The organism is Streptomyces sp. NPDC005281 (assembly GCF_040607495.1).
Lineage (GTDB): Bacteria > Actinomycetota > Actinomycetes > Streptomycetales > Streptomycetaceae > Streptomyces.
This window is the reverse complement of record NZ_JBEXGX010000001.1, coordinates 121825-145448: the sequence shown is the minus strand read 5'-3', so window position 1 is coordinate 145448 and position 23624 is coordinate 121825. Positions and strand designations below refer to the sequence as shown.

16 protein-coding genes and 1 tRNA gene are annotated in these 23624 nt (G+C 71.6%); 7 read left to right on the top strand and 10 right to left on the bottom strand.

Annotation, left to right across the window (positions count from 1 at the left end):
- Positions 1 to 47 precede the first annotated feature (47 nt).
- From ABZV42_RS00605 to ABZV42_RS00580, 6 genes are all read right to left on the bottom strand, one after another.
- Entirely contained in the window at positions 48 to 545 is a 498-nt protein-coding gene (locus ABZV42_RS00605) for a hypothetical protein (protein ID WP_355982201.1), read from the bottom strand.
- Positions 546 to 721: 176 nt separating this feature from the next.
- Positions 722 to 1333 carry an aminoacyl-tRNA hydrolase gene (pth, locus tag ABZV42_RS00600; protein ID WP_355982204.1) on the bottom strand — a complete coding sequence of 204 codons (612 nt, stop codon included), beginning with the start codon at positions 1331 to 1333 and terminating at the stop codon, positions 722 to 724.
- A gap of 73 nt (positions 1334 to 1406) precedes the next feature.
- Positions 1407 to 2000, bottom strand: coding sequence for a 50S ribosomal protein L25/general stress protein Ctc (locus ABZV42_RS00595; protein WP_355982206.1), 594 nt, complete (start codon positions 1998 to 2000; stop codon positions 1407 to 1409).
- 184 nt (positions 2001 to 2184) lie between these two features.
- On the bottom strand, positions 2185 to 3159 hold the full coding sequence (locus ABZV42_RS00590) for a ribose-phosphate diphosphokinase (RefSeq protein WP_355982208.1): 975 nt from the start codon (positions 3157 to 3159) through the stop codon (positions 2185 to 2187).
- A gap of 131 nt (positions 3160 to 3290) precedes the next feature.
- Positions 3291 to 4739: a bifunctional UDP-N-acetylglucosamine diphosphorylase/glucosamine-1-phosphate N-acetyltransferase GlmU gene (gene glmU / locus ABZV42_RS00585; protein WP_355982210.1), complete on the bottom strand. Its 1449-nt coding sequence runs from the start codon at positions 4737 to 4739 to the stop codon at positions 3291 to 3293.
- 118 nt (positions 4740 to 4857) lie between these two features.
- Positions 4858 to 4929 (bottom strand) — tRNA-Gln (locus ABZV42_RS00580).
- Between the two features lie 305 nt (positions 4930 to 5234).
- Here ABZV42_RS00580 and ABZV42_RS00575 point away from each other — a divergent pair.
- Positions 5235 to 6545 carry a histidine kinase gene (locus ABZV42_RS00575; protein WP_355982213.1) on the top strand — a complete coding sequence of 437 codons (1311 nt, stop codon included), beginning with the start codon at positions 5235 to 5237 and terminating at the stop codon, positions 6543 to 6545.
- 239 nt (positions 6546 to 6784) lie between these two features.
- Here the strand turns inward: ABZV42_RS00575 and ABZV42_RS00570 are convergent, their stop codons facing one another.
- Positions 6785 to 7315, bottom strand: coding sequence for an SUKH-3 domain-containing protein (locus ABZV42_RS00570; RefSeq protein WP_356050552.1), 531 nt, complete (start codon positions 7313 to 7315; stop codon positions 6785 to 6787).
- Between the two features lie 78 nt (positions 7316 to 7393).
- Positions 7394 to 7897, bottom strand: a complete 504-nt coding sequence (locus ABZV42_RS00565) for a YwqJ-related putative deaminase (protein WP_356050551.1) — start codon at positions 7895 to 7897, stop codon at positions 7394 to 7396.
- Between the two features lie 232 nt (positions 7898 to 8129).
- Here ABZV42_RS00565 and ABZV42_RS00560 point away from each other — a divergent pair, with 232 nt between their 5' ends.
- The 3 genes from ABZV42_RS00560 to ABZV42_RS00550 all read left to right on the top strand — a co-directional run bounded on the left by ABZV42_RS00560 (position 8130) and on the right by ABZV42_RS00550 (position 13253).
- On the top strand, positions 8130 to 9158 hold the full coding sequence (locus tag ABZV42_RS00560) for an SMI1/KNR4 family protein (protein WP_355982219.1): 1029 nt from the start codon (positions 8130 to 8132) through the stop codon (positions 9156 to 9158).
- A gap of 7 nt (positions 9159 to 9165) precedes the next feature.
- Positions 9166 to 12117: an SUKH-4 family immunity protein gene (locus ABZV42_RS00555; protein ID WP_356050550.1), complete on the top strand. Its 2952-nt coding sequence runs from the start codon at positions 9166 to 9168 to the stop codon at positions 12115 to 12117.
- A gap of 248 nt (positions 12118 to 12365) precedes the next feature.
- Positions 12366 to 13253, top strand: a complete 888-nt coding sequence (locus ABZV42_RS00550) for a cellulose-binding protein (protein WP_356050549.1) — start codon at positions 12366 to 12368, stop codon at positions 13251 to 13253.
- Positions 13254 to 13431: 178 nt separating this feature from the next.
- On the opposite strand, the gene ABZV42_RS00545 is transcribed toward ABZV42_RS00550, so the two are convergent.
- Together ABZV42_RS00545 and ABZV42_RS00540 are read right to left on the bottom strand one after the other, a co-directional pair.
- The gene (locus ABZV42_RS00545) at positions 13432 to 15066 is read right to left on the bottom strand and encodes a cation acetate symporter (protein ID WP_355982225.1); all 1635 of its coding nucleotides are present in this window, start codon (positions 15064 to 15066) and stop codon (positions 13432 to 13434) included.
- Positions 15063 to 15440: a DUF485 domain-containing protein gene (locus tag ABZV42_RS00540; protein WP_356050699.1), complete on the bottom strand. Its 378-nt coding sequence runs from the start codon at positions 15438 to 15440 to the stop codon at positions 15063 to 15065. Before ABZV42_RS00540 ends, ABZV42_RS00545 begins: the two co-directional genes overlap by 4 nt.
- A gap of 971 nt (positions 15441 to 16411) precedes the next feature.
- On the opposite strand from ABZV42_RS00540, the gene ABZV42_RS00535 reads away from it, so the two are divergent.
- From ABZV42_RS00535 to mfd, 3 genes are all read left to right on the top strand, one after another.
- The gene (locus ABZV42_RS00535) at positions 16412 to 17200 is read left to right on the top strand and encodes an ABC transporter ATP-binding protein (RefSeq protein WP_355982227.1); all 789 of its coding nucleotides are present in this window, start codon (positions 16412 to 16414) and stop codon (positions 17198 to 17200) included.
- The gene (locus ABZV42_RS00530; protein ID WP_355982229.1) at positions 17197 to 19761 is read left to right on the top strand and encodes an FtsX-like permease family protein; all 2565 of its coding nucleotides are present in this window, start codon (positions 17197 to 17199) and stop codon (positions 19759 to 19761) included. The genes ABZV42_RS00535 and ABZV42_RS00530 overlap by 4 nt, the downstream gene beginning before the upstream one ends.
- A 304-nt stretch (positions 19762 to 20065) precedes the next feature.
- A complete protein-coding gene (gene mfd, locus ABZV42_RS00525; RefSeq protein ID WP_356050548.1) occupies positions 20066 to 23617 on the top strand; it encodes a transcription-repair coupling factor in 3552 nt (1183 codons plus the stop codon).
- Positions 23618 to 23624 lie beyond the last annotated feature (7 nt).

The window sequence follows — 23624 nt, the reverse complement described above, 5'->3', positions numbered from 1 at the left end:
CCTTCATGTGTCTGTGCGGGTGCCTTACAGGGTTCCTCGGGGCTGTCCTACAGGACCAGGAACGTGGCCGTCAGCAGGGCGACCCCCGTGCCCGCCATCACCCAGGCCGCGCGAGTCCGCCGCAGGCCGCCCGCGACCACCACCGAGGCGAGCAGCAGCGCGCCCGCGAGCGGGATCCAGGCGTAGAGCAGGCCCGCCGGGCCGCTGCGGACGACCTCGTCGCTGCCGGGCTTCACCGTGACCGTGTACGTCCGGCCCTTCTCCACCGCCACCGACTGGTCGATGACGACCCGGGCCCGCGCCCGTGAACCGGGTGACACCGGCGTGTAAGGACCCGTGCAGACGTCCCCCGAGCACGACCGCACGGCGATCGTGCCCTGCTCCCGGCCCTTGCTCAGCAGCACGTGCTGCGCCGTGCCCCAGGAGGCCCAGACGCCCGCGATCAGGATGAGCCCGGTGACCACGCCCATCGCCGTGAGCTGTCCGAGACGCAGCGCCGCGTTCGCGCTCTGACGGGAGGTGACGGCACGCATGGCGGGGATCATTGGCCATGGCTGCGCGCCCGGTCAACTCCGGTGGTGGACAAATCGGCAGTTGTACGGGTACGGCGACCGTCCGGTCCTGAGGTCGCCCCGTCCTCAGGTCGTCCGGCCGAGGACGTCCGGCCCTGAGGTCGTCAGGCCCTCAGGCTCGCGGCCTTCGGGACGCGCCCGGCCGTTCCTCAGGAGTTGTACGTGCTCTGGGCCCGCTCCAGGCCCTCGATCACCAGAGACTCCACCGCGTCCGCCGCCCGGTCCACGAAGTAGTCAAGCTCCTTGCGCTCGGCCGAGGCGAAGTCCTTCAGCACGAAGTCCGCGACCTGCATACGGCCCGGCGGGCGCCCGATGCCGAACCGCACCCGGTGATACTCCGCGCCCATCGCCTTCGTCATGGACTTCAGCCCGTTGTGGCCGTTGTCGCCGCCGCCCAGCTTCAGCCGCAGCACGCCGTAGTCGATGTCGAGCTCGTCGTGGACCGCCACGATGTTCGCCGTCGGCACCTTGTAGAAGTCGCGCAGCGCTGTCACCGGGCCACCCGACAGGTTCATGTACGACATCGGCTTGGCCAGGATCACCCGGCGGTTCGCCGGACCGGGCGGCCCGATCCGCCCCTCGATCACCTGCGCCTGCGCCTTGCCCGCCCGCTTGAACTTGCCGCCGACCCGCTCCGCCAGCAGATCGGCCACCATGAAGCCCACGTTGTGCCGGTTCATGGCGTACTCGGGGCCCGGGTTGCCGAGGCCCACGATCAGCCAGGGCGCGTTGGCGTCGGTCGTCACGTCCGTGTCTCCCATGTGTCCTTGATACGCGGCAGCCGCCGCTCCCGACAGGAGCGGCGGCTGACACAGATGAAGATTCCCGGAGGGATCAGGCCTCGGCGGCCGCGTCGCCCTCGGCCGCGCCCTCGGCGGCCGGCTCCTCGGCCTGCGCGGCCAGGACCTGGACGACGACCGCGTCCTCGTCGATGGCCAGCGTGGTGCCCTTGGGGAGCTTGATGTCCTTGGCGTGAATGGAGGCACCGGCCTCCAGGCCCTCGATGGAGACGGTGACCGACTGCGGGATGTGGGTGGCCTCGGCCTCGACCGTCAGGGTGTTCAGCACGTTCTCGAGGATGAAGCTGCCCGGGGCCAGCTCGCCCTCGGTCTGCACGAAGACCTCGACGGTGACCTTCTCGCCGCGCTTCACGAGGAGCAGGTCGACGTGGTCGAGGGAGCCCTTGATGGCGTCACGCTGGACGGCCTTCGGGATCGCCAGCTCGGTCTTGCCCTCGATGTCCAGGGTGAGCAGGACGTTCGGGGTGCGCAGGGCGAGCAGCAGCTCGTGGCCCGGGAGCGTGATGTGGACCGGCTCGGTGCCGTGGCCGTAGACGACCGCGGGAACCTTGGCGTCACGGCGGATGCGGCGGGCGGCACCCTTGCCGAACTCGGTGCGGGTCTCGGCGGCGAGCTTGACCTCGGACATGTTCACTCCTCGTAGATCCTGGGGAAAAAGGTCACCCGGCCGAACATCGGCCTGCTACGAAGAGCGCGTCGATAACGGACCGCCGCACACAAAAGTGCGGCCTCCCTCGCCGAGCAACTGTGACAGCTTACGGGGCGGGGAGGCCGTACATGAAATCGATCTAGGCGACCGACGGGGGTGAGGTCTAGTGCTCCTCGAACAGGCTCGTGACCGAGCCGTCCTCGAAGACCTCACGCACCGCGTCCGCGATCGTCGGGGCGATGGAGAGCACCGTGATCTTGTCGAGCTCCAGCTCGCCCGGGGTCGGCAGGGTGTCCGTGAAGATGAACTCGCTGACCTTGGAGTTCTTCAGACGGTCGGCCGCCGGGCCGGAGAGCACGCCGTGCGTGGCCGTCACGATGACGTCCTCCGCACCGTGCGCGAAGAGCGCGTCGGCGGCGGCGCAGATGGTGCCACCGGTGTCGATCATGTCGTCGACGAGCACGCAGACGCGGCCCTTCACGTCACCGACCACCTCGTGGACGGTGACCTTGTGGGCGACGTCCTTGTCGCGGCGCTTGTGCACGATGGCCAGCGGAGCGTCGAGACGGTCGCACCAGCGGTCGGCGACCCGCACCCGGCCGGCGTCCGGGGAGACGACGGTGAGCTTGGACTTGTCGACCTTGGCGCCCACGTAGTCCGCGAGGATCGGCAGCGCGAACAGGTGGTCCACGGGGCCGTCGAAGAAGCCCTGGATCTGGTCCGTGTGCAGATCGACCGTGAGGATGCGGTCCGCTCCGGCCGTCTTCATCAGGTCCGCGATCAGACGCGCCGAGATCGGTTCACGTCCGCGGTGCTTCTTGTCCTGGCGGGCGTAACCGTAGAAGGGCACGATCACGGTGATGCTCCGGGCGGAGGCCCGCTTCAGAGCGTCGATCATGATCAGCTGCTCCATGATCCACTTGTTGATGGGAGCCGTGTGGCTCTGCATCAGGAAGCAGTCGGCGCCGCGAGCGGACTCCTGGTAGCGGATGTAGATCTCGCCGTTTGCGAAGTCGAAGGCCTTCGTCGGGACGACCCCGACACCCAGCTTGTGGGCGACCTCCTGGGCAAGCTCGGGGTGGGCGCGGCCGGAGAAGAACATCATCTTCTTCTTGCCGGTCGTCTTGATCCCGGTCACAGCACTGTCTCCTCGGAGGTCATCTCAGTGGGCGCGAGAGGTCTTCTCAACTGGGTTGCGAGAGGGCTTCTCAGCTGGGGTGCGGGTGTGCATCTATCACGGTACGCCGTCCCGGACGTGCCGCTTTCCGGTCAGCTTTCGCCGTCCGGTTCCCGGGAAGCGGTCTCCGCGGCCTTCGCGGCGGCGCTTCCGGGACGCTTGCGGGCCACCCAGCCCTCGATATTCCGCTGCTGGCCACGGGCCACGGCCAGCGAACCGGGGGGCACGTCCTTGGTGATCACGGAGCCCGCCGCGGTGTACGCGCCGTCCCCGACCGTGACAGGAGCCACAAACATGTTGTCCGAACCCGTACGGCAGTGCGAGCCGATCGTCGTGTGGTGCTTGTCCTGCCCGTCGTAGTTCACGAACACACTCGCGGCACCGATGTTCGAGTACTCGCCGATGGTCGCGTCGCCCACGTACGACAGGTGCGGGATCTTCGTCCCCTCGCCGATCGTCGCGTTCTTCGTCTCGACGTACGTGCCGACCTTGGCCTTCAGGCCGATCCGCGTGCCCGGACGCAGATACGCGAACGGACCCACCGACGCCTGCGGCCCCACCTCGGAGTCGGTGGCCACCGTGTTGTCGACCCGGGCGCCGGCGCCCACTCTCGTGTTCTTCAGCCGGCAGTTGGGTCCGACCTCGGCGCCCTCGGCGACATGCGTGGCGCCCTGGAGCTGCGTCCCGGGGTGCACGATCGCGTCCTGCTCGAAGGTGACCGTCACATCGATCCAGGTCGTCGCGGGGTCCACGACACTGACACCGGCCAGCATGGCCCTCGTGAGCAGGCGGTCGTTCAGGATGCGGCGGGCCTCGGCGAGCTGGACCCGGTTGTTGATGCCGGCGATCTCGCGGTGGTCGGCGGCCACGGCCGCGCCCACGCGGTGCCCGGCCTCGCGCAGGATGCCGAGGACGTCCGTCAGGTACTCCTCGCCCTGGCTGTTGTCCGTCCGCACCTTGCCGAGCGCGTCGGCGAGCAGCCTGCCGTCGAAGGCGAAGACGCCCGAGTTGATCTCGCGGATCGCGCGCTGCGAGTCGCTCGCGTCCTTGTGCTCGACGATCGCGGTGACCGCGCCGCCGGCGCCGTCCCGCACGATGCGGCCGTAGCCGGTGGCGTCGGGGACCTCGGCGGTCAGCACGGTGACGGCGTTGCCGTCGGCGCCGTGGGCCGAGGCCAGCGCGAGCAGGGTCTCGCCGCTGAGCAGCGGGGTGTCGCCGCAGACCACGACGACCGTGCCGTCCACGCCGCCGCCGAGCTCTTCGAGGGCCATCCGTACCGCGTGCCCGGTGCCGTTCTGTTCGGCCTGCACCGCCGTCCGGACGCCGGGGTCGATCTCCGCGAGGTGCGCGACGACCTTCTCGCGGGCGTGCCCCACGACGACGACCAGGTTCTCAGGGTCCAACTCGCGTGCGGCGGCCAGTACATGACCGACGAGGGAGCGTCCGCAGATGTCGTGCAGAACCTTGGGTGTGGCCGATTTCATACGGGTGCCCTCACCCGCTGCGAGTACGACGACGGCTGCCGGGCGACTGGAGCTCACGGGACTGCCCTTCGGCTTCGGATGACGGGGGGTGCGACATCCGCAGGATACCGGGGCGAATCAGGAGGCAAGTGGGAGAGGGCCCTGACGGCACTGTCGGTGGCCGGATCGACCGAGGCTCCCCCGCCAGGACTCGAACCCGGACAGATGGCACCAAAAGCCACAGTGCTGCCAATTACACCACGGGGGAATTGACCCAATCGAACCGGACATTTGGTCAGCTCGTCGAGTCGGCACCCAACACTATGCCGTACCCGGTGCCCTCCGTGCGACGGTACAACTCGGCGTTCCCCGAGCGGCAGATGACCGGGCGGTCCCGGCGTGTGTCCGCGGTGTTCGCGGAGGTCGGGTGTTTGCGTTCCTGCGCTTGCGGCGGCGGGCCCGGCGCGGGGGCCCACGGTGCTCCGGAGGCCGGTGATTCCCGGCGGGGACTGGTGTAGGCCAGTCGGCGAAACTCACCGGAAATGGTTCGGGGTGCAACCGTAGGCTGGAGCCATGACCACGACGGGGGAAGAGCACACCGGGGCCGGGACAGGGCCGTGGTGGTGGGTCGGATGGCGTAGCGCCGTACTGGACGTGGGGCTCGCCCTGGTGTCCGCGTTCGAGTGCGGCAGCGAGGGGGTCCGCTTCGCGCACGACGCGGGACTGCCCGCTCCGGTGGGTGTCGCCTTCGGGGCGATCGCGGGGTCCGTGCTGCTGATGCGGCGGAAGTGGCCGATCGCGGTCGTCCTGGTGTCCATCGCGATCACACCCGCCCAGATGGGGTTCCTGATGGGACTCGTCGGGCTCTACACGCTCGCCGCGTCCGAGCTGCCCCGGCGCATCACCGCGGCGCTGGCCGGGATGTCCTTCGCCGGCATGCTGATCGTCACGTTCGTCCGGGCGCAGCAGAGCGTGACGCGCGGGGATGTGCCGATGGGGAACTGGCTGGTCCCCTTCGCCTCCATCACGACGGCGATCGGGATGACCGCGCCGCCCGTGCTGCTCGGGCTGTACATGGGGGCCAGGCGGCGGCTGATGGAGAGCCTGCGGGAGCGGGCGGACTCGCTGGAGCGGGAGCTCCAGCTGCTCGCCGAGCGGGCCGAGGAGCGGGCGGAGTGGGCGCGCAACGAGGAGCGCACCCGGATCGCGCGGGAGATGCACGACGTGGTCGCGCACCGGGTCTCCCTGATGGTCGTGCACGCGGCCGCGCTCCAGGCCGTCGCCCGCAAGGATCCCGAGAAGGCCGTGAAGAACGCCGCCCTGGTGGGGGACATGGGGCGGCAGGCGCTCACGGAGCTGCGGGAGATGCTGGGCGTGCTGCGTACGGGGGACGGGCTGGACCGGCGGGTGCCTGCGGTGCCGCTGGCGGCGGTGGGGGCCGCGGCGGCCGCGGCTGCTTCGCGGGCGGCGGGCGACTCCGGGGCCGTCGAGGGGCCGGGTCTGGCCGAGATCGACGAGCTCATCGGGCAGTCGGCGGCGGCCGGGATGGTCGTGGCCCTGTCGGTCGAGGGGGACCTGCGCGCGTACGCCCGTGAGATCGAGCAGACCGCCTACCGGGTGGTGCAGGAGGCGCTGACGAACGTCCACAAGCACGCGGCGGGCGCCAAGACGTATGTCCGGCTGGCGCATCGGGTGTCCGAGATCGCGATGCAGGTGGAGAACGAGTGTCCGCCGGAGGTGGGGGTGGGGTCCGCCGTGGGGTTGCCCAGCGGGGGGAACGGGCTGCTGGGGATGAAGGAGCGGGTGGCCGCTCTGGGGGGTGTGTTCGTGTCGGGGCCCACCGATGCGGGGGGATTCCGGGTGTCGGCGGTGATCCCCGCGTAGCTCGCCTCTGGCGTTTCGCGGGTTCTCTCCGGTGGGGGGCGGGGCTGTGCCGGTGCATCAGCCCGTCGCCGTCGGGTGAGGCGTGAGCGTCGGTGGCGACGGGCATCGATGTACCGGCACAGCCCCTTGTGCCGGATCTCGGCTGCGGGTGGACCGTGGCTCGGGTGCGGGGGTGGGTTTCAGCCCCTCCGGCGTTCGAGGAGCGGGGGCTGGGGCGGAGGGGGCGGAGTAAGGGCTGGTCAGGTGGTGGTCAGGCGGGCGGGGGCCGTGCCGGTGAGCAGGGTCGTCAGGGCCGCGTCGATGTGGGGGCCCAGGTACCAGTCGCCGGTGTGGTCGAGGGTGTAGACGCGGCCCTCGGCGTCGATGGCGAGCAGCGCGTGGGAGTCGGGCTCCTCGCCCAGCGGGCAGACCTCGGTGTCGAGCGCGCGGCCGAGATCGCCGAGGGTACGGGCCATGTGCAGCCCGTGCAGAGGGTCGAGATGGAGCCGGGCGGGAGCGAGCCGGCGCCCGGGCCCCGCGGCGCCGAGCCGCAGCCCCCCGAACTCCGCCCACGCCTCGACCGCCGCCGGGAACACGGCGTGCCGGTGCCCGGCCGGCGACGCGTGTCCGCGCAGCTCGTCGGCCCAGTACTCGGCCTGCTTTATGTCCCAGCGCCCGGGCTGCCATCCCGCCGAACGCAGTACGGCGTCCACGGGTTCGGGGAAACGTGACGTGGGTCCCCCCTGCCCGGGAGGGGAGAAGCGGCTGGAGGAGGAGCGTTCGGAGTGCATCTGCCCTTCGTTCGTCGAGGGATGGGACATCGGCGTCGCGGGACGCCGTCATGCGTACGTGTTCGGGGAAGAGGGAGTTCAGGCGTTCGGTTCCGCCGGGTCGACGACCCGTACGCCGAAGTGGTCGCTCAGCGCGGTGCAGGAGCGGCAGGGTGCCGCGAAGCTGCCGTGCAGCGGGTCGCCGTCCTCGCGGATGCGGCGCGCGGTGAGTTTGGCGCCCTTGAGGACCCTGCGGGCCTCGCCGTTGGTCATCGGCTTGCGGGCGGCCCGCTTGCTGCGTTCGGCGTCGGCGGTGGCGATCTGCCGGGAGATCAGGATGGCCTCGGCGCAGCGGCCGGTGAAGCGGTCGCGCTGCGCGTTCGTGAGGGTGTCGAGGAAGTCCTGGACCAGCGGGTGAAGAGCGGGTGGCTGGTCGCCGCGCGCGGCCGTGCCGGTGAGCGTGGCGCCGCGGACGGAGAGGGCGGCGGCGACGGTGGGGAGTATGCCGTCGCGGCGGTACAGCAGGGCGGGCGCGTGCAGCGTCTCGGCGCTGCTCCAGCCCACCCGGGGGTCCCCGGACGTGCCCGTATGCGTCGCGTTCATGATCGTCTTTCCCTCCCGTGCATCCCCCGGTGCGGAGACAGACTGCCAAATGCCGTGGCGGGAGCGGTAGCTGGGGCGCCGCGACACGCCAGGTCTTCGGCATACGGTCACTGCGGGGTGACGGCTGGTCACGGAACCGGAGGCCCGGTGACCGGGGTCGTACAACCGAATAGGCTGTCGACATCCGCGCTCCATCCAGCTATTGAAGACGCCGCAACAGGGGGCAACCGCCATGACGACAGGTCGGCTCGGGCTGGGGGCACCTCCCAGCGGCGAGGAGGCTGGGGGCCAAGCCGTGCCGCCGAACGCGGCCTACGCCGGGCAGGTCGTGCACTTCCCGGATCCGGTCCGGGCGGCGCGCCATCCCAGAGGTGTGCGCATCGACGAGCGCGGCTATCCCGACTTCTCGCTCTACGCGCGTGCGGCAGCGGAGATCGCCGAGCCCCCGGAGGGCTTCGGGGTCGACGAGTTGAGGCTGACGGACTACGTCTCCGCGAACGCCGCTCTAGCCGCGTCCGGGCACGATCTGTGGGACACGATTCCCCCGGTGGCGACTCCGCACGGCTGGACGTGGCACCACGTGGCGGGCACCCGGCGGCTGGAGTTGGTGCCGGTCGAGGTGAAGGCGCTGCTGCGGCACCATGGTGGTGTCGCGACCGCCGCCGTCGACCATTCCAAGCGCGGGACGCGGCCGTTGCAGGAGACGCGGCCCGCCCACTTCGGGCTGCCGAAGTCGTCGGTCGCGGTGACCGAGCAGCAGGTGCTGGCGGTCGAGGAGGACCTCGGCTACCGGCTGCCCGGTGCCTACCGGTCGTTCCTGAAGGCCGCGGGCGGCTGCGCGCCGGCCGGTGCCGCGCTCGACGCCGAGCTCGGACTGCTGGTGGACCAGCCGCTGTTCACCGTGCGCGACGAGGCCGCGGTCAACGACCTGGTCTACGTCAACAAGTGTCTGCGCGACCATCTGACCAAGGACTACCTGGGTGTCGGGTTCGTGCAGGGCGGCCTGCTGGCCGTGAAGGTGAAGGGCGACCGGATCGGTTCGGTCTGGTTCTGCGCGTTCGACGACGCCCGTGACCAGGACGCGTGGCCGGCGGACGAGCGGGTACGGCGGCTGCTGCTGCCGTGCGGTGACGACTTCGACCAGTTCCTGTCCCGGCTGGCGGGAAATCCGCCGGAGTTGGAGACGGTGGCGAATCTGATGGTGGACGGCGGCTTCGCTCACGCCGTGCCCGTCTCCTCGGTGTCTTCGGTGGGGGAGTGACGTTGCGATGGTGACCTTCGCGCAGGCGCAGGAGCGCGCGGAAGAGTGGATCAACGGGGATGTGGCCGGGTACCAGCACCGCGAGGTGCGGGTGCGCGAGTTCGAACTCGGCTTCGTCGTATGGGCGGAGGACCGTGCCGACGGGCCGCGTTCCGACGGGGGCGCGCAGCGGCTCGTCATCGCGCGGGACAGCGGCGAGGCGACCCTGTGGCCCGCGCTGCCGGTGGGTGAGGTCATCCGCCGGTACGAGGAGGAGTACGGGGTGCCCGCCGGGGCCCCGGAACCGGCGCCGGCGCCCGCGGCCCGGGTCGATCTGAACCAGACGTCGTTCCTGCTGAGTCCTCCGGAGTGGTTGCAGGAGGCCGCGGACAGGATGGGGATCCCGGACCGGCGTGCCGGGTCGGGCGCGTTGGGGGGGTCGGGGTCGTCCGGCTCCGATGGATCCCATTCCGACGGGTCTCATTCCGACGGTTCCGGATCCGGTTCCGGTTCCCGTTCGGTCGCGGCCGCTTCGACGGGCGGGTCCGGGAACGGCTCCGCCGGGGGCGGGAGTTCGCTGTCGGGTGCTTCGGGTGCTTCGGGTGCTTCGGGTGCTTCGGGTGCTTCGGGTGCTTCGGGGGACTCCGGGGGGCACGGAGCCGGGGTGGTGCCGGGGGTGCACGCCGCTTCGCCGGTCGCCGCGCCGGGTGCGCCGCCGGTTCCCGCCGGGGCCACGCCGTGGCCGGCCGCCGCCACCGACGACGACCTCCCCGGTCCGCGGGACGTGCGGCCGGACCTTCCCGCCGACGCGACCCCGTGGGCGGGAACGGACACGAACGCCGATCCCGGGGACGACCGTTCCGTACCGCTGCCCGCGACCGTGTTCGCTCCGCCGCTGACGGACTTCGACGACTCGCGTACGCCGCCGCCCGTGGCCGCGTACGACCAGACCGCCCTGATGGCCGGCGGCAGCCGGCTCCCGCGCACGACGGTGTCGCCGGTGGCCGGCGCGCCGAACTCCCCCGCGCCGTCGGGTCCTTCGCACGGCCAGGGCCAGGGCTTGCCCGGCGCCTCGGCCTACGGTTATCCGCAGGGTCCTGACGCGGGCCACGGCACTCCGCCGCCCGGCGCACCCGGTGCGCCCGTTTCGGGTGGCCCGCAGGGAACGCCGCCTCCGGGCGCGCCCGCGTACGGCTTCCCGCACGGTCCGGGTGCCGGGCCTGGCACACCGCCGTCCCCGGCCGTCCACGGCACCCCGCCGTCCGCCGCGCCGTCGAGGCCGCTGCCCCCGAACGCCGGTGACATCGCCGACGCCGCGACCAGCAAGGCGCAGCCGCCCCGCGCGGCGCGCGGCGCCTCCGCCGGAACTCCGCATCCGCCGAGCGCCCCGGGGGTTCCGGGCGCTCGACCGGGCAGTACGCCTCCGCCGTCCGGACCGATCGCCCCTGGTGCGCCCGCGGGCGGCTATGTGCCGACGCAGCTCGTCTCGCAGCTCGGGCCCGACGGGCCCGTGGGGTTGCCCGGGACGCCCCCGCCGCCCGGCGCCACGCCCCCTCCGGGCGGGGTCCACCACGCCGCGACGATGCTGGCGGGACCCGCGGTGGGCGGTCCCGGCGCGCCGCAGCCGCCGGGTGCCCCCGGGGCGCCCGGTGCTCCCTGGCAGCAGCCCGGTCCCGGTGCGCCGGTTCCGCCGGGCGCCACGCCCGCGGGCGGAGCGCACCACGCCGCGACGATGCTGGCGGGACCCGCAGTGGGCGGTCCCGGTGCTCCGCAGCCGCCGGGCGCGCCCGGTGTTCCCGGTGGCACGCCCTCCGGTGAGGTGCACCACGCGGCGACGATGTTCGCCCCTCCGGCCGGGGGCCCGGGCACTCCGCCGCCTCCGCAGGCACCCGGTATGCCGCAGGGTGCCCCTCAGCCGCTGCCCGGACAGCCGATGCCGGGGCAGCCGATGCCGGGGCAGCCGATGCCGGGCGGGCCGCCGGCGTACGGCTATCCGCAGGCGGGGCAGCCGACCGTCGGGCCCGGCTATCAGGCCGTGCTGCGCTACCGGGCCCAGGACGGGTCCGAGCAGCAGCTCATCCGGCGGTCCGCGCCGGGTACACCGCACCCGGAGTGGCAGATCCTGCACGAGCTGCGCGCGATGAACGTGCCGCCGCAGCAGGTGCTGGAGCTGCACACGGAGCTGGAGTCGTGTGAGCTGCCGGGCGCGTACTGCGCACGGATGATCAGGGAGACCTTCCCGCAGGCACGGATCACGAGCATCGCGCCGTACGGCACGGACCACGCGAGCCGGCAGCAGGGAATGCACCAGCTTCTCGCGCACCAGGGTGAGTTGCACCAGGTCGCGGACGGCCCGGCGCGTCCGGCGCCGATGCGGGCGCCGATTCCGCCGGTACAGCCCGCGCAGCCGATCCCGCCGGAGGCGATCGCGCAGGAGATGGCGGCGGCGTTCGGGCCGGGGGTGTTCCGCTTCGACCAGGCCGCCGTGTCGCGGCAGGGTGTGCCGCCGATCGTGGCGCACACGTTGGTCGTGGCCGGGCTGCCGGTCGACATGGGGCCGTTCTTCTGGGCGCAGGCCCAGCCGGGCCGTCCGGTGCCCACCCTCGCCGAACTGGCGCAGGAGCGCGGGGTGCAGGCGTCCCATGACGCGGGCTCGTACCTCGTCATGGGCAGTGACTTCGGCAAGGCGATCTGCGTCCAGTACGGCACGGCGAACATCGTCGCCGTGCCGGTGGAGGCGGGTCCCGGGGGTGCTCCGGTGCCGCCGCAGTTCGTGAACACGGGGCTGCCCGAGTTCGCGCGCTGTCTCGCGCTGCTCGGGCGGATGTGGCGGCTGCGGTTCGGCCTCAACCAGGAGCAGGCGGGCCGCTGGACCGTCGACTTCCAGGCCCAGCTCGCCGCGCTCGACCCGGCGGCTCTGGGTTCCCCGGAGAGCTGGTGGTCGGTCCTGCTCGAGGAGATGTGGGACGGACTGCTCTAGCCACGGCTCGCCGGACGAGCGGCGGGGACAGGCAGCACGACGATGGTACGGATGAGGCGCTCGGCCCGGGTCAGGGGCCGGGCGCCTCGTTCGTTCGTGCCGGGCCTGGGACCTCAAATGTCACGCCCGTGACCCGTCTTCGTCCGAACGGGCGGGCGGAGTGTCGCGTTATGAACACTTCCGCGTGATCCATCAAGATGTGCGCGAAATCGTCTTTTCGTGTGTGTCGGGCGGAGAGGGGTCCAAGGATGAGCAGCACACCGGTGTCGTCGTGCGGTTTCGTGGCAGTACGGGGGCGTGGCTACCGTCCCGAACAGGTCGATAGGTACGCCGCTGCACTCTCCCGGGACCGGGACGCCGCCTGGGAACGGGCCGCCCGGCTCACCGTGCTGGAGAAGGACATGCAGGCCGGGGCCGAGCGCCTGCGGGAGGCCGTGACACGGCTCGCCCCGCAGACGTACGAGGAGCTCGGCGAGCGGGCGCGGCGGATCTTCGAGCTCGGCGAGGAGGAGGCCGAGGCCCTGCGGGAGGAGGCCAGGCGGGAAGCCCGCGCGGAGGCCGAGGTGGCCGAGGCGGTGGGGCGCGAGGTGCGGGAGGCCGCGGGGGTGTACGCGGGCGAGGTACGCGTCGAGGCGGAGGAGTGGGCTCTTCGGCGGCTGCTCGACGCGCGTGCCGAGGCCGACGAGGTACGGGTCTCCGCGCGACGGGACGTGAAGGAGAACCGGGGGGAGGTGCTCACGGTGCTGCGCGAGGTGCGGCGGCGGACGGAGGTCCTGGTCGGCGGGCAGGACGCGGAGCACGCCGCGCGGTGGGCGGAGTTCGAGCGGGCCGGGGCCGAGCGCGAGGCCGACTGCGAGGCGGGCCGGCTCGAACGCGAGGCTCGCGCCGGGGAGTCGCTCGCCCGGGCCGAACGGGAACTCGCCGAGGCGCGGGAGTGGGACCGGCACCAGCAGGAGGACGCGGCGGCGCGTGCCGCCGGGCTGGTCGCCGAGGCCCGGGTCAGCGAGGAGCGGATCGCCCGGGAGACCGATCGGGTGCTGCGTGAGCACGGGGAGCGGTGGGAGCACGTACGGGCCCACATGGACCACGTACGCAGCAGTCTCACGTCCCTCACGGGGCGGGCTGCCGCGGAGTAGCCCTTCCAGGACGAGTAGCCCTTCCAGGGCGGGAAGGGCGGGGCTTGCGGGAAGGGCTGGAAGGGCGGGAAGCCCCGCTCCGCGGTGCTTCCTCGCCGCTCCGCGGTCCCGGGCTTCCGCCGCTCCGCGGCAGGCTTCCCACCCACCTACCCGTCTCGGTCCGTCCCACCGCCCCGCTTCACCGCCCCTTGCGTATCGCCCCCGCCAGGATCCACCCCTCCACCGCCTCGTACTGCCTGCGCTGCTCCTCCGCCTTGCGCCGGCCCGAGGCCACCGTTCCGAGCCAGCCGTAGGCGAACCCCAGCGGGATCGACACGATGCCGGTCGTGGTGAACGGGAACCAGTTGAAGTCGGCGTCGGGGAACGCGGCGGTGGGGGAGCCGGAGACGAGGTTGGTGCCGGGCATGAGGACGAGGACCGTGAGGGTGCCGCCGATGAGGGTGGCGAGCAGGCCCGCGCGGGTGTAGCGGCGCCAGAAGAGGCTGTAGACGAGCGCGGGCGCGATCGCGGAGGCGCCGATGCAGAAGGACAGGGTGACCAGGGGTTGCAGGCTGTGGTGCTGGGCGAGGGTGGACAGCAGGATGGCCGGCGCCCCCACGGCCAGCGCCGAGATGCGGGCGAGGAGCATCTCGCGGCGCGGGGAGAGCTCGTCGCCCCGGCGCCGGCCGCGGAAGAGCTTGCTGTGGGCGAACAGGTCGTGGGCGAGGGAGTTGGCGCAGGCCAGGATCATCCCGGCGACGGACGCGAGCAGGGTCAGGAAGATCGCTGTCGTCACGGTGGTGAACAGGAGGGTCTCGGCGGTGGAGACGGAGGTGCCGAAGGCGGCCCGGGAGCCCAGCAGATAGGCCGTGTTGCCCTGGGGGTCGGCCGCCGCGATGGCGTCGCGGCCGATCATGGCCGTGGCGCCGAAGCCGATGACGCTGACGATCAGGACGAACAGGGCCACGCAGGGCACCGCCCAGGACAGCGACCTGCGCACCTGACGGGCGCTGTCCGCCGTGTACATGCGCATGGTGATGTGAGGGAGGCAGGCGCCGCCGAGGACGACCGTCAGCTCCGAGGTGATCATGTCCAGGCGAGGGCTGGCGCCGCCCGTGAACTGGAGGCCGGAGCGGAGGTAGGCGTCGCCCACGCCGCTGTTGCCGGCGGCCGCGGCCAGCAGGGTGCCGGGGTTCCAGTCGAAGCGCTGGAGGACGAGCACGGCGACCACGGTGCCCGAACCGAGCAGCATCACGATCTTGAGGATCTGGATGAGGGCGGTGCCCTTCATGCCGCCGATCGCCGCGTAGCTGATCATCAGCGCGCCGAGGCCGATGATGCAGCCGGTCTTGAGGGAGTCGGCGGAGAAGCCGAGGATGAACGCCAGCAGGTCGCCCGCGCCCGCCAGTTGGACGAGCATCAGCGGCAGCAGCGCCACGATGGTCACCGCGCAGGCCGTGTTGCGGACGGCGCGGCCCGGCGTGCGGCGCGCGAGCGCGTCGCCCATGGTGAACCGCCCCGCGTTGCGCAGGGGTTCGGCCAGCAGGAACATCAGCAGCATCAGGGACAGGGCCGTGCTCAGGGCGAGGACCACGCCGTCGTAGCCGGCCAGGGCGATGACGCCGCCGGTGCCGAGCACGCTCGCGGCGGAGATGTAGTCCCCGGCGATGGCGAGGCCGTTGCGCATCGGTGAGAGCGATCCGTAGCCGGTGTAGAACTCGTCCAGGTCGTCTCGGTCCGGGCCGGTCATCACGCACAGCAGCAGGGTGACGGTGGCGACGGCCGTGAACGCCACGAGCGACATGGTCTGCGCGGACGTGGTGAATCCCGTCATCGTGCCGTCTCCCGTTTCGCGTCGAGTTCGCTCTGTCTGCGGATCCGGTCCGCGATCGGGTCGAGCCGCCGGCGCGCGGAGTGCTCGTACAGGGCGATGGCCAGGCAGGTGACAGGGACCTGGAGCAGGCCGAGCAGCAGGCCGGTCGACAGTCCGCCGGACACCGTGCTCGTCATCAGTGACGGCGCGAAGGCCGAGAGGAGGAGGAAGAGGGTGAAGTAGCCGAGGGCGGTGAGGGACGCGACGCGGCGCTGGCGGCGGTAGGCGCCGCGCAGGAGCCTGATGTCGCTGTGCTGCCCGAGGGGCCGTTGGCGGGGCATCCGCCGTTGCGGGGGCTCGGCCGGCCGGGGCCGGGGCTGCCAGGGGTAGGTCAGCCGGGTGGGGTCCGGGGCCGGGTCGGACGGCGGATGACCGAGGTGTCCGGGGTCGTCCGTGTAGGGCAGGTACGGCTGGTACAGGGGGGCTCGCGGGGACGGAGGAGGGGGCGGCGGGTATGGGCCTTGGGGCGGCTGTTGCTGACGGGGCCTTGGGTGTTCGGGGGACGAGAACGCGTCGGGCATCCCGGTTCTCCTTGCGTGGCTCGGGTCCGGGGCGGGACCGCAGGGAGCGGGGGGTGAGCAGCGCGCACGCTACTCGTAGGTAGCGGGGCGGCGCGACCGTTTCGCCGAACTGGGCGGTCGGTACGCGCTTACTTCGGTGACCTGGGGTGTTACCCGCGTTTACCTGTGAAGTTCCGCTGGAGCCGCCCTGGAGATTCTCCGGTCTTCACGTGGCCGAGGCGGTTGTCCCGGTTGCCCAGGGTCCCGCTCGCCCGCTCGCCCGGTGTCGCGGTCGCCCGGTGTCCCAGGGTTCCGCCCGCCCGGGGTCCCGGTCACCCAGTGTCCCCTCGTGCGCGGATCCCTTCCCCCTGCATCTGTTCGCCGGCGCCGGCTTCCCGCTTGAACCTCACGCCGGGGGAGGGTGGAGGCTGCTTGGACCCCGGGGTGGACCCGACCCCGAGGAGTTGTCCACCGGAGGGTGGAGAACCCCTAGGGGGACCTCCGTACCAGGGGTCGGGGAGGGTTCGTCCCGCCGGAGGAGGAGACGGGCCGAAGCCGTTCTTAACCTGGTCATACGTCGTCGGGAGCGCGTCCGGGTCGTGCGGACCGCACCCACGGGGGTGGGGTTTTCCCCAGCAGAAGACGGGGCCGTGCACCAGCGCGTACGACCCCTTCCCGACACCAGACTTGACGATGTGGCCGGCACACCGCGTCCGAACAGCGCGGACCGTCGCGGCCCGTCGAACCCGCTCGCAGACTTTCGCAGCCCGGCAGGTCCCCCTGCCGGCCGACTTAGGAGACATACCGTGACATCGGCTGTAAGCATTCCCAGGCACGAGGGCACTGGAGGGCGTACGGCCGTCGCCGCGCGGGCGCGGCAGGTCGTCAAGGCGTACGGGTCGGGAGAGACCCGCGTCGTCGCCCTCGACCAGGTCGACGTGGACATCGCACGGGGCCGGTTCACCGCGATCATGGGCCCCTCGGGCTCCGGCAAGTCCACCCTGATGCACTGCCTCGCCGGGCTCGACACCGTCACCTCCGGCCAGATCTTCCTCGACGAGACCGAGATCACCGGGCTCAAGGACAAGAGGCTGACCCAGCTGCGCCGGGACCGGATCGGTTTCATCTTCCAGGCCTTCAACCTGCTGCCGACGCTGAACGCCCTGGAGAACATCACGCTCCCCATGGACATCGCGGGCCGCAAGCCCGACCGGGCCTGGCTGAACCAGGTCGTGGACACCGTCGGGCTCAAGGACCGGCTCAAGCACCGCCCGAACCAGCTCTCCGGCGGCCAGCAGCAGCGCGTCGCGGTGGCGCGGGCACTGGCGGCCCGCCCGGAGATCATCTTCGGGGACGAGCCGACCGGAAACCTGGACTCCCGGGCCGGCGCCGAGGTGCTCGGCTTCCTGCGGCGCTCGGTGGACGACCTGGGCCAGACCATCGTGATGGTCACGCACGACCCGGTCGCGGCCTCGTACGCGGACCGCGTGCTGTATCTCGCGGACGGCAGGATCGTCGACGAGATGCACCAGCCGACGGCCGACCAGGTCCTGGACCGGATGAAGGACTTCGACTCGCGCGGGCGGACGTCATGACCGTCCTCAAGACCTCGATGCGCAACTTCTTCGCGCACAAGGGACGCATGGCGCTGTCCGCCGTGGCCGTCCTGCTCTCGGTGGCCTTCGTCTGCGGCACGCTCGTGTTCACCGACACGATGAACACGACGTTCGACAAGCTCTTCGCGGCCACCGCCTCCGACGTGACGGTGCTGCCGAAGGCCGCAAAGAACGACGACACCCCGCAGAACGGCAAGCCCGAGTCGGTGCCGGCCTCCGTGGTCGCCCGGACGCAGCGGACGGACGGCGTCAAGTCCGCCGAGGGCGCGGTCAGTTCGCTGGGTGTGACCGTCGTCGACAGCCACAACAAGAACATGGGTTCCACCACCGGCGCCCCGACCATCGCGGGCAACTGGGGCCACAACGACCTGCGTTCCACGGAGATCACCTCCGGCCGCGCCCCACGCGGACCCACCGAGGTGATGGTCGACGTCGACACCGCCGCCAAGCACCACCTCAAGATGGGCGACGAACTGCGCACGATCGCCGTCACCGGCGACTTCAAGGCGAGGATCGTGGGGATCGCCAGTTTCAAGGTGACCAACCCCGGTGCCGCAGTGGTCTGGTTCGACACCGCAACCGCCCAGCGCGAACTGCTCGGCTCCACCGGCCGGTTCACCCAGATCAACGTCACCGCCGCACCGGGCGTCTCCGACGCGCACCTCAAGCAGAACGTCTCCGCCGCGCTCCACGGGTCGTACAAGGTCCAGACGCAGAAGGAGAACTCCGACGAGAACCGCCAGGGCGTCGGCCAGTTCATGAACGTCATCAAGTACGCCATGCTCGGCTTCGCCGGGATCGCGTTCCTGGTCGGCATCTTCCTGATCATCAACACCTTCTCGATGCTGGTCGCCCAGCGCACCCGCGAGATCGGTCTGATGCGCGCCATCGGCTCCTCCCGCAAGCAGGTCAACCGGTCGGTGCTGGTCGAGGCGCTGCTGCTCGGCCTCATCGGCTCGGTCCTCGGCGTCGCCGCGGGCGTCGGCCTCGCGGTCGGCCTGATGAAACTCATGTCGTCGATGGGCATGGACCTCTCGACCCGTGACCTGACCGTCAAGGCGGCCACCCCCGTCATCGGCATGGTCCTCGGCGTCGTCGTCACCGTCCTCGCCGCCTATCTGCCGGCCCGGCGCGCCGGGAAGGTCTCCCCGATGGCCGCGCTGCGCGACGCCGGCACCCCGGCCGACGGCAGGGCCGGTCTCATCCGCGGACTGATCGGCCTGGCCCTGACCGGCGCCGGAGCGTTCGCTCTCTACACGGCGGCCACCGCGGACAAGGCGAGCGACGGCTCCCTGGTCCTCGGCGCGGGCATCGTCCTCACCCTGATCGGCTTCGTCATCGTCGGCCCGCTGCTCGCGGGCGGCGTCGTCCGGGTCCTCAGCGCCGTACTGCTGCGGATGTTCGGCCCCGTCGGCCGGCTCGCCGAACGCAACGCGCTGCGCAACCCGCGCCGTACCGGCGCCACCGGCGCGGCCCTGATGATCGGCCTGGCGCTGGTCGCCTGCCTGTCCGTGGTCGGCTCCTCCATGGTGGCCTCGGCGACCGACGAGCTCGACAGGTCGGTCGGCGCGGACTTCATCGTCCAGGGCCAGCAGCGGATCGTCCCGCAGGCCGAGAAGGCCATGGAGACGAGCCCCGGCCTGGACCACGTCACCCGCTACAAGGACCTCGCGGCGAAGGTGACCTCGCCCGACGGGCAGGTCGACGACTCCGGGATCACCGCCGCCGACCCGTCGTACGCCCAGGACCTGCGGCGCAAGACGACCGCCGGTGACCTGGCGGCGGCCTACGGCGAGAACGCCATGTCGGTGGGCTCGAAGTACGCCGAGAAGCACGGTGTGCGGGTCGGCGACACCCTCAGCGTCGCCTTCAAGGACGGCGCCACGGCGAAGCTCAAGGTCGCGGCCGTCACGGACGACGACGTGGCCATCGACCACGAGGTCCGGTACACCAGCATCGAGACGATGAAGAAGTACCTGCCCGCCGACCGGATCCCGCCGAACGAGATCATGTTCGCCAAGGCCAAGCCCGGCCAGGAGAAGCAGGCGTACGCGGCCCTGAAGAAGTCCATGGAGCCGTACCCGCAGTACCAGGTCCGCGACCAGACGGACTACAAGCAGGAGCTCAAGGACCAGGTGGGCCAGCTCCTGAACATGGTCTACGGCCTGCTGGGCCTGGCGATCGTGGTCGCGATCCTCGGTGTGGTGAACACCCTGGCGCTGTCGGTCGTCGAGCGCACCCGCGAGATCGGCCTGATGCGCGCCATCGGCCTCTCCCGCCGTCAGCTGCGCCGGATGATCCGGCTGGAGTCGGTCGTCATCGCCCTGTTCGGCGCACTCCTCGGCCTCGGCCTCGGAATGAGCTGGGGCGCGACCGCCCAGAAGCTTCTCGCCCTGGAAGGCCTGAAGGTTCTGGAGATCCCCTGGCCGACCATCATCGGGGTCTTCATCGGCTCGGCCTTCGTGGGCCTGTTCGCCGCCCTGATCCCGGCGTTCCGGGCGGGCCGGATGAACGTACTGAACGCGATCGCCACCGACTAGGACAGGTGACCGGTCCTGTCCCAGGACAGGCCAGGTCATCGTCGGACGGTCGCACCGAGCCACCGCATACGGGGGTTGCGGGGGAACGGGCCCGGTCCCGGGGAGTCACTTCCTCGGAACCGGGCCCTACGACGTTTCCGGCATCGTTCCTGGATCAGCCCGGGGCCGTCGGGGGCCGTCGGGGGCTGGGGCCCTCGGTGGACGGTCACGCGCGAGCGGGCCCGGAGTCGTAGGCTGGTTAACCCCGGCCCGTCCCACGTGTCGGGCGTCTCGCGTTGCCCACTCCCCGGGATGGAAGCCCTTCATGAGCCTGCACGGTCTGCTCGACGCCGTCGTCAAGGACGCCGCCCTCACGGAGGCGGTGAAGGCCGCCGCCGACGGCAACCGGACGCATGTCGACCTGGTCGGCCCACCGGCGGCGCGCCCGTTCGCCGTCGCCGCGCTCGCCCGCGAGACCGGCCGTACGGTCCTGGCGGTGACGGCCACCGGCCGCGAGGCCGAGGACCTGGCCGCCGCCCTGCGCTCCCTGCTCCCGCCGGACGGCGTGGCCGAGTACCCGTCCTGGGAGACGCTGCCGCACGAGCGGCTCTCGCCCCGCTCGGACACCGTCGGCAGGCGCCTCGCCATCCTGCGGCGCCTCGCCCACCCGCGCCCCGACGACCCCGAGACCGGCCCGGTGTCCGTCGTCGTGGCCCCCATCCGCTCGGTCCTCCAGCCGCAGGTCAAGGGCCTGGGCGACCTGGAACCCGTCGTCCTGCGCACCGGTGTGAGCGCCGACCTGGGCGAGACCGTCGAGGCTCTCGCGGCAGCCGCGTACTCCCGCGTCGAACTCGTGGAGAGGCGCGGCGAGTTCGCCGTCCGCGGCGGCATCCTCGACGTCTTCCCGCCGACCGAGGAACACCCGCTGCGGGTGGAGTTCTGGGGCGACGACGTCGAGGAGATCCGCTACTTCAAGGTCGCGGACCAGCGCTCGCTGGAGGTCGCCGAGCACGGGCTGTGGGCCCCGCCGTGCCGCGAGCTGCTGCTCACGGAGGACGTACGGGCGAGGGCCGCTGCCCTCGCCGAGGCCCACCCGGAGCTGGGCGAACTCCTCGGCAAGATCGCCGAGGGCATCGCCGTGGAGGGCATGGAATCGCTCGCCCCTGTCCTCGTGGACGACATGGAACTGCTCCTCGACGTCCTTCCCGAGGGCGCGATGACCGTCGTGTGCGACCCGGAGCGGGTACGGACACGGGCCGCGGACCTGGTGGCGACCTCGCAGGAGTTCCTCCAGGCGTCCTGGGCGGCGACGGCCGGGGGCGGTGAGGCTCCCATCGACGTCGGCGCGGCCTCCCTGTGGTCCATCGCGGACGTACGGGACCGGGCCCGCGAGCTGGACATGATGTGGTGGTCGGTGTCGCCGTTCGCCGCCGACGGGGAACTCTCCGACTTCGCCCCGGGCGCGGCGGGGGACACCCTCAAGCTGGGCATGCACGCCCCGGAGACCTACCGCGGCGACACCGCCCGCGCGCTCGCCGACACCAAGGGCTGGCTGGCCGACGGCTGGCACACGGTCTACGTCACCGAGGCGCACGGCCCGGCGGCCCGCACCGTCGAGGTGCTCGGCGGCGAGGGCATCGCCGCCCGCCTGGAGACCGACCTCACCGGGATCGGCCCCTCCGTCGTGCACGTGGCGTGCGGCTCCATCGACTATGGCTTCGTCGACCCGGCGCTCCGGCTCGCCGTCCTGACCGAGACCGACATCTCCGGCCAGAAGGCGGCGGGCAAGGACGGCGCCCGGATGCCGGCCCGGCGCCGCAAGACGATCGACCCGCTGACCCTGGAGACCGGCGACTACATCGTGCACGAACAGCACGGTGTCGGCCGCTACATCGAGATGGTGCAGCGCACCGTTCAGACCGCGACCCGCGAGTACCTGGTCGTCGAGTACGCCCCCGCCAAGCGCGGCCAGCCCGGCGACCGCCTCTACATCCCCACCGACCAGCTGGAGCAGATCACCAAGTACGTCGGCGGCGAGGCCCCCACGCTGCACCGCCTCGGCGGCGCCGACTGGACCAAGACCAAGGCCCGCGCGAAGAAGGCGGTCAAGGAGATCGCCGCGGACCTGATCAAGCTGTACTCGGCGCGCATGGCGGCCCCGGGCCACGCGTTCGGCGCCGACACGCCCTGGCAGCGCGAGCTGGAGGACGCGTTCCCGTACGCGGAGACGCCCGACCAGCTCACCACGATCGCCGAGGTCAAGGAGGACATGGAGAAGACGGTCCCGATGGACCGTCTGATCTGCGGCGACGTCGGCTACGGCAAGACGGAGATCGCGGTCCGCGCCGCGTTCAAGGCGGTCCAGGACGGCAAGCAGGTCGCGGTCCTGGTCCCCACGACCCTGCTGGTGCAGCAGCACTTCGGCACGTTCTCCGAGCGCTACTCGCAGTTCCCGGTCAACGTCCGCGCCCTGTCCCGCTTCCAGACGGACACCGAGGCCAAGGCGGTCCTCGAAGGGCTGCGCGAGGGCTCGGTGGACCTCGTCATCGGCACCCACCGGCTGTTCTCCTCCGAGACCAAGTTCAAGGACCTGGGCCTGGTCATCGTCGACGAGGAGCAGCGCTTCGGCGTCGAGCACAAGGAGCAGCTGAAGAAGCTCCGCGCCAACGTCGACGTCCTGACGATGTCCGCCACCCCCATTCCCCGTACGCTCGAAATGGCCGTGACGGGCATCCGGGAGATGTCCACGATCACCACCCCGCCCGAGGAGCGGCACCCGGTGCTGACCTTCGTCGGCCCCTACGAGGAGAAGCAGATCGGCGCGGCGATCCGCCGTGAACTGCTGCGCGAGGGCCAGGTCTTCTACATCCACAACCGGGTCGAGTCCATCGACCGCGCGACCGCCCGCCTCAGGGAGATCGTCCCGGAGGCGCGGATCGCCACGGCCCACGGCCAGATGTCGGAGACGGCGCTGGAGCAGGTGGTCGTGGACTTCTGGGAGAACAAGTTCGACGTGCTGGTCTCCACGACGATCGTCGAGTCGGGCATCGACATCTCGAACGCGAACACGCTGATCGTGGAGCGCGGCGACAACTTCGGCCTCTCCCAGCTCCACCAGCTGCGCGGCCGGGTCGGCCGAGGCCGGGAACGCGGCTACGCCTACTTCCTGTACCCGCCGGAGAAGCCCCTCACGGAGACGGCCCACGAGCGGCTCGCGACCATCGCCCAGCACACCGAGATGGGCGCGGGCATGTACGTGGCGATGAAGGACCTGGAGATCCGCGGCGCGGGCAATCTGCTCGGCGGCGAGCAGTCGGGCCACATCGCTGGCGTCGGCTTCGACCTGTACGTACGCATGGTGGGCGAGGCTGTCGCGGACTACCGCGCCTTCCTGGAGGGCGGGGTGGAGGAGGAGCCGCCGCTGGAGGTCAAGGTCGAGCTTCCGGTCGACGCGCACGTCCCGCACGAGTACGCGCCGGGCGAGCGGCTGCGCCTCCAGGCGTACCGCTCCATCGCCTCCGCGAACACGGAGGAGGACGTCAGGGCCGTACGCGAGGAACTCGTCGACCGCTACGGCAAGCTCCCGGAGCCGGTCGAGAACCTGCTCCTGGTGGCGGGCCTGCGGATGCTCGCGCGCGCCTGCGGGGTGGGCGAGATCGTCCTCCAGGGCAACAACATCCGCTTCGCGCCCGTGGAGTTGAGGGAATCGCAGGAGCTGCGCCTCAAGCGCCTGTATCCGGGGACCGTCATCAAACCGACGGCCCACCAGATCCTCGTCCCGCGCCCGAAGACCGCGAAGGTCGGCGGAACGCCGCTGGTGGGCCGGGAACTGCTGGGCTGGACCGGTGAGTTCCTGGCTTCGGTGCTGGGGTCCTAGGAAGTCC

What these genes read in the sequence shown, in the direction of transcription:
- ABZV42_RS00605 (WP_355982201.1), bottom strand. Translation starts at nt 545, where the DNA reads ATGATCCCCGCCATGCGTGCCGTCACCTCCCGTCAGAGCGCGAACGCG.
- pth (WP_355982204.1), bottom strand. Translation starts at nt 1,333, where the DNA reads ATGGGAGACACGGACGTGACGACCGACGCCAACGCGCCCTGGCTGATC.
- ABZV42_RS00595 (WP_355982206.1), bottom strand. Translation starts at nt 2,000, where the DNA reads ATGTCCGAGGTCAAGCTCGCCGCCGAGACCCGCACCGAGTTCGGCAAG.
- ABZV42_RS00575 (WP_355982213.1), top strand. Translation starts at nt 5,235, where the DNA reads ATGACCACGACGGGGGAAGAGCACACCGGGGCCGGGACAGGGCCGTGG.
- ABZV42_RS00570 (WP_356050552.1), bottom strand. Translation starts at nt 7,315, where the DNA reads ATGCACTCCGAACGCTCCTCCTCCAGCCGCTTCTCCCCTCCCGGGCAG.
- ABZV42_RS00565 (WP_356050551.1), bottom strand. Translation starts at nt 7,897, where the DNA reads ATGAACGCGACGCATACGGGCACGTCCGGGGACCCCCGGGTGGGCTGG.
- ABZV42_RS00560 (WP_355982219.1), top strand. Translation starts at nt 8,130, where the DNA reads ATGACGACAGGTCGGCTCGGGCTGGGGGCACCTCCCAGCGGCGAGGAG.
- ABZV42_RS00555 (WP_356050550.1), top strand. Translation starts at nt 9,166, where the DNA reads ATGGTGACCTTCGCGCAGGCGCAGGAGCGCGCGGAAGAGTGGATCAAC.
- ABZV42_RS00550 (WP_356050549.1), top strand. Translation starts at nt 12,366, where the DNA reads ATGAGCAGCACACCGGTGTCGTCGTGCGGTTTCGTGGCAGTACGGGGG.
- ABZV42_RS00545 (WP_355982225.1), bottom strand. Translation starts at nt 15,066, where the DNA reads ATGACGGGATTCACCACGTCCGCGCAGACCATGTCGCTCGTGGCGTTC.
- ABZV42_RS00530 (WP_355982229.1), top strand. Translation starts at nt 17,197, where the DNA reads ATGACCGTCCTCAAGACCTCGATGCGCAACTTCTTCGCGCACAAGGGA.
- mfd (WP_356050548.1), top strand. Translation starts at nt 20,066, where the DNA reads ATGAGCCTGCACGGTCTGCTCGACGCCGTCGTCAAGGACGCCGCCCTC.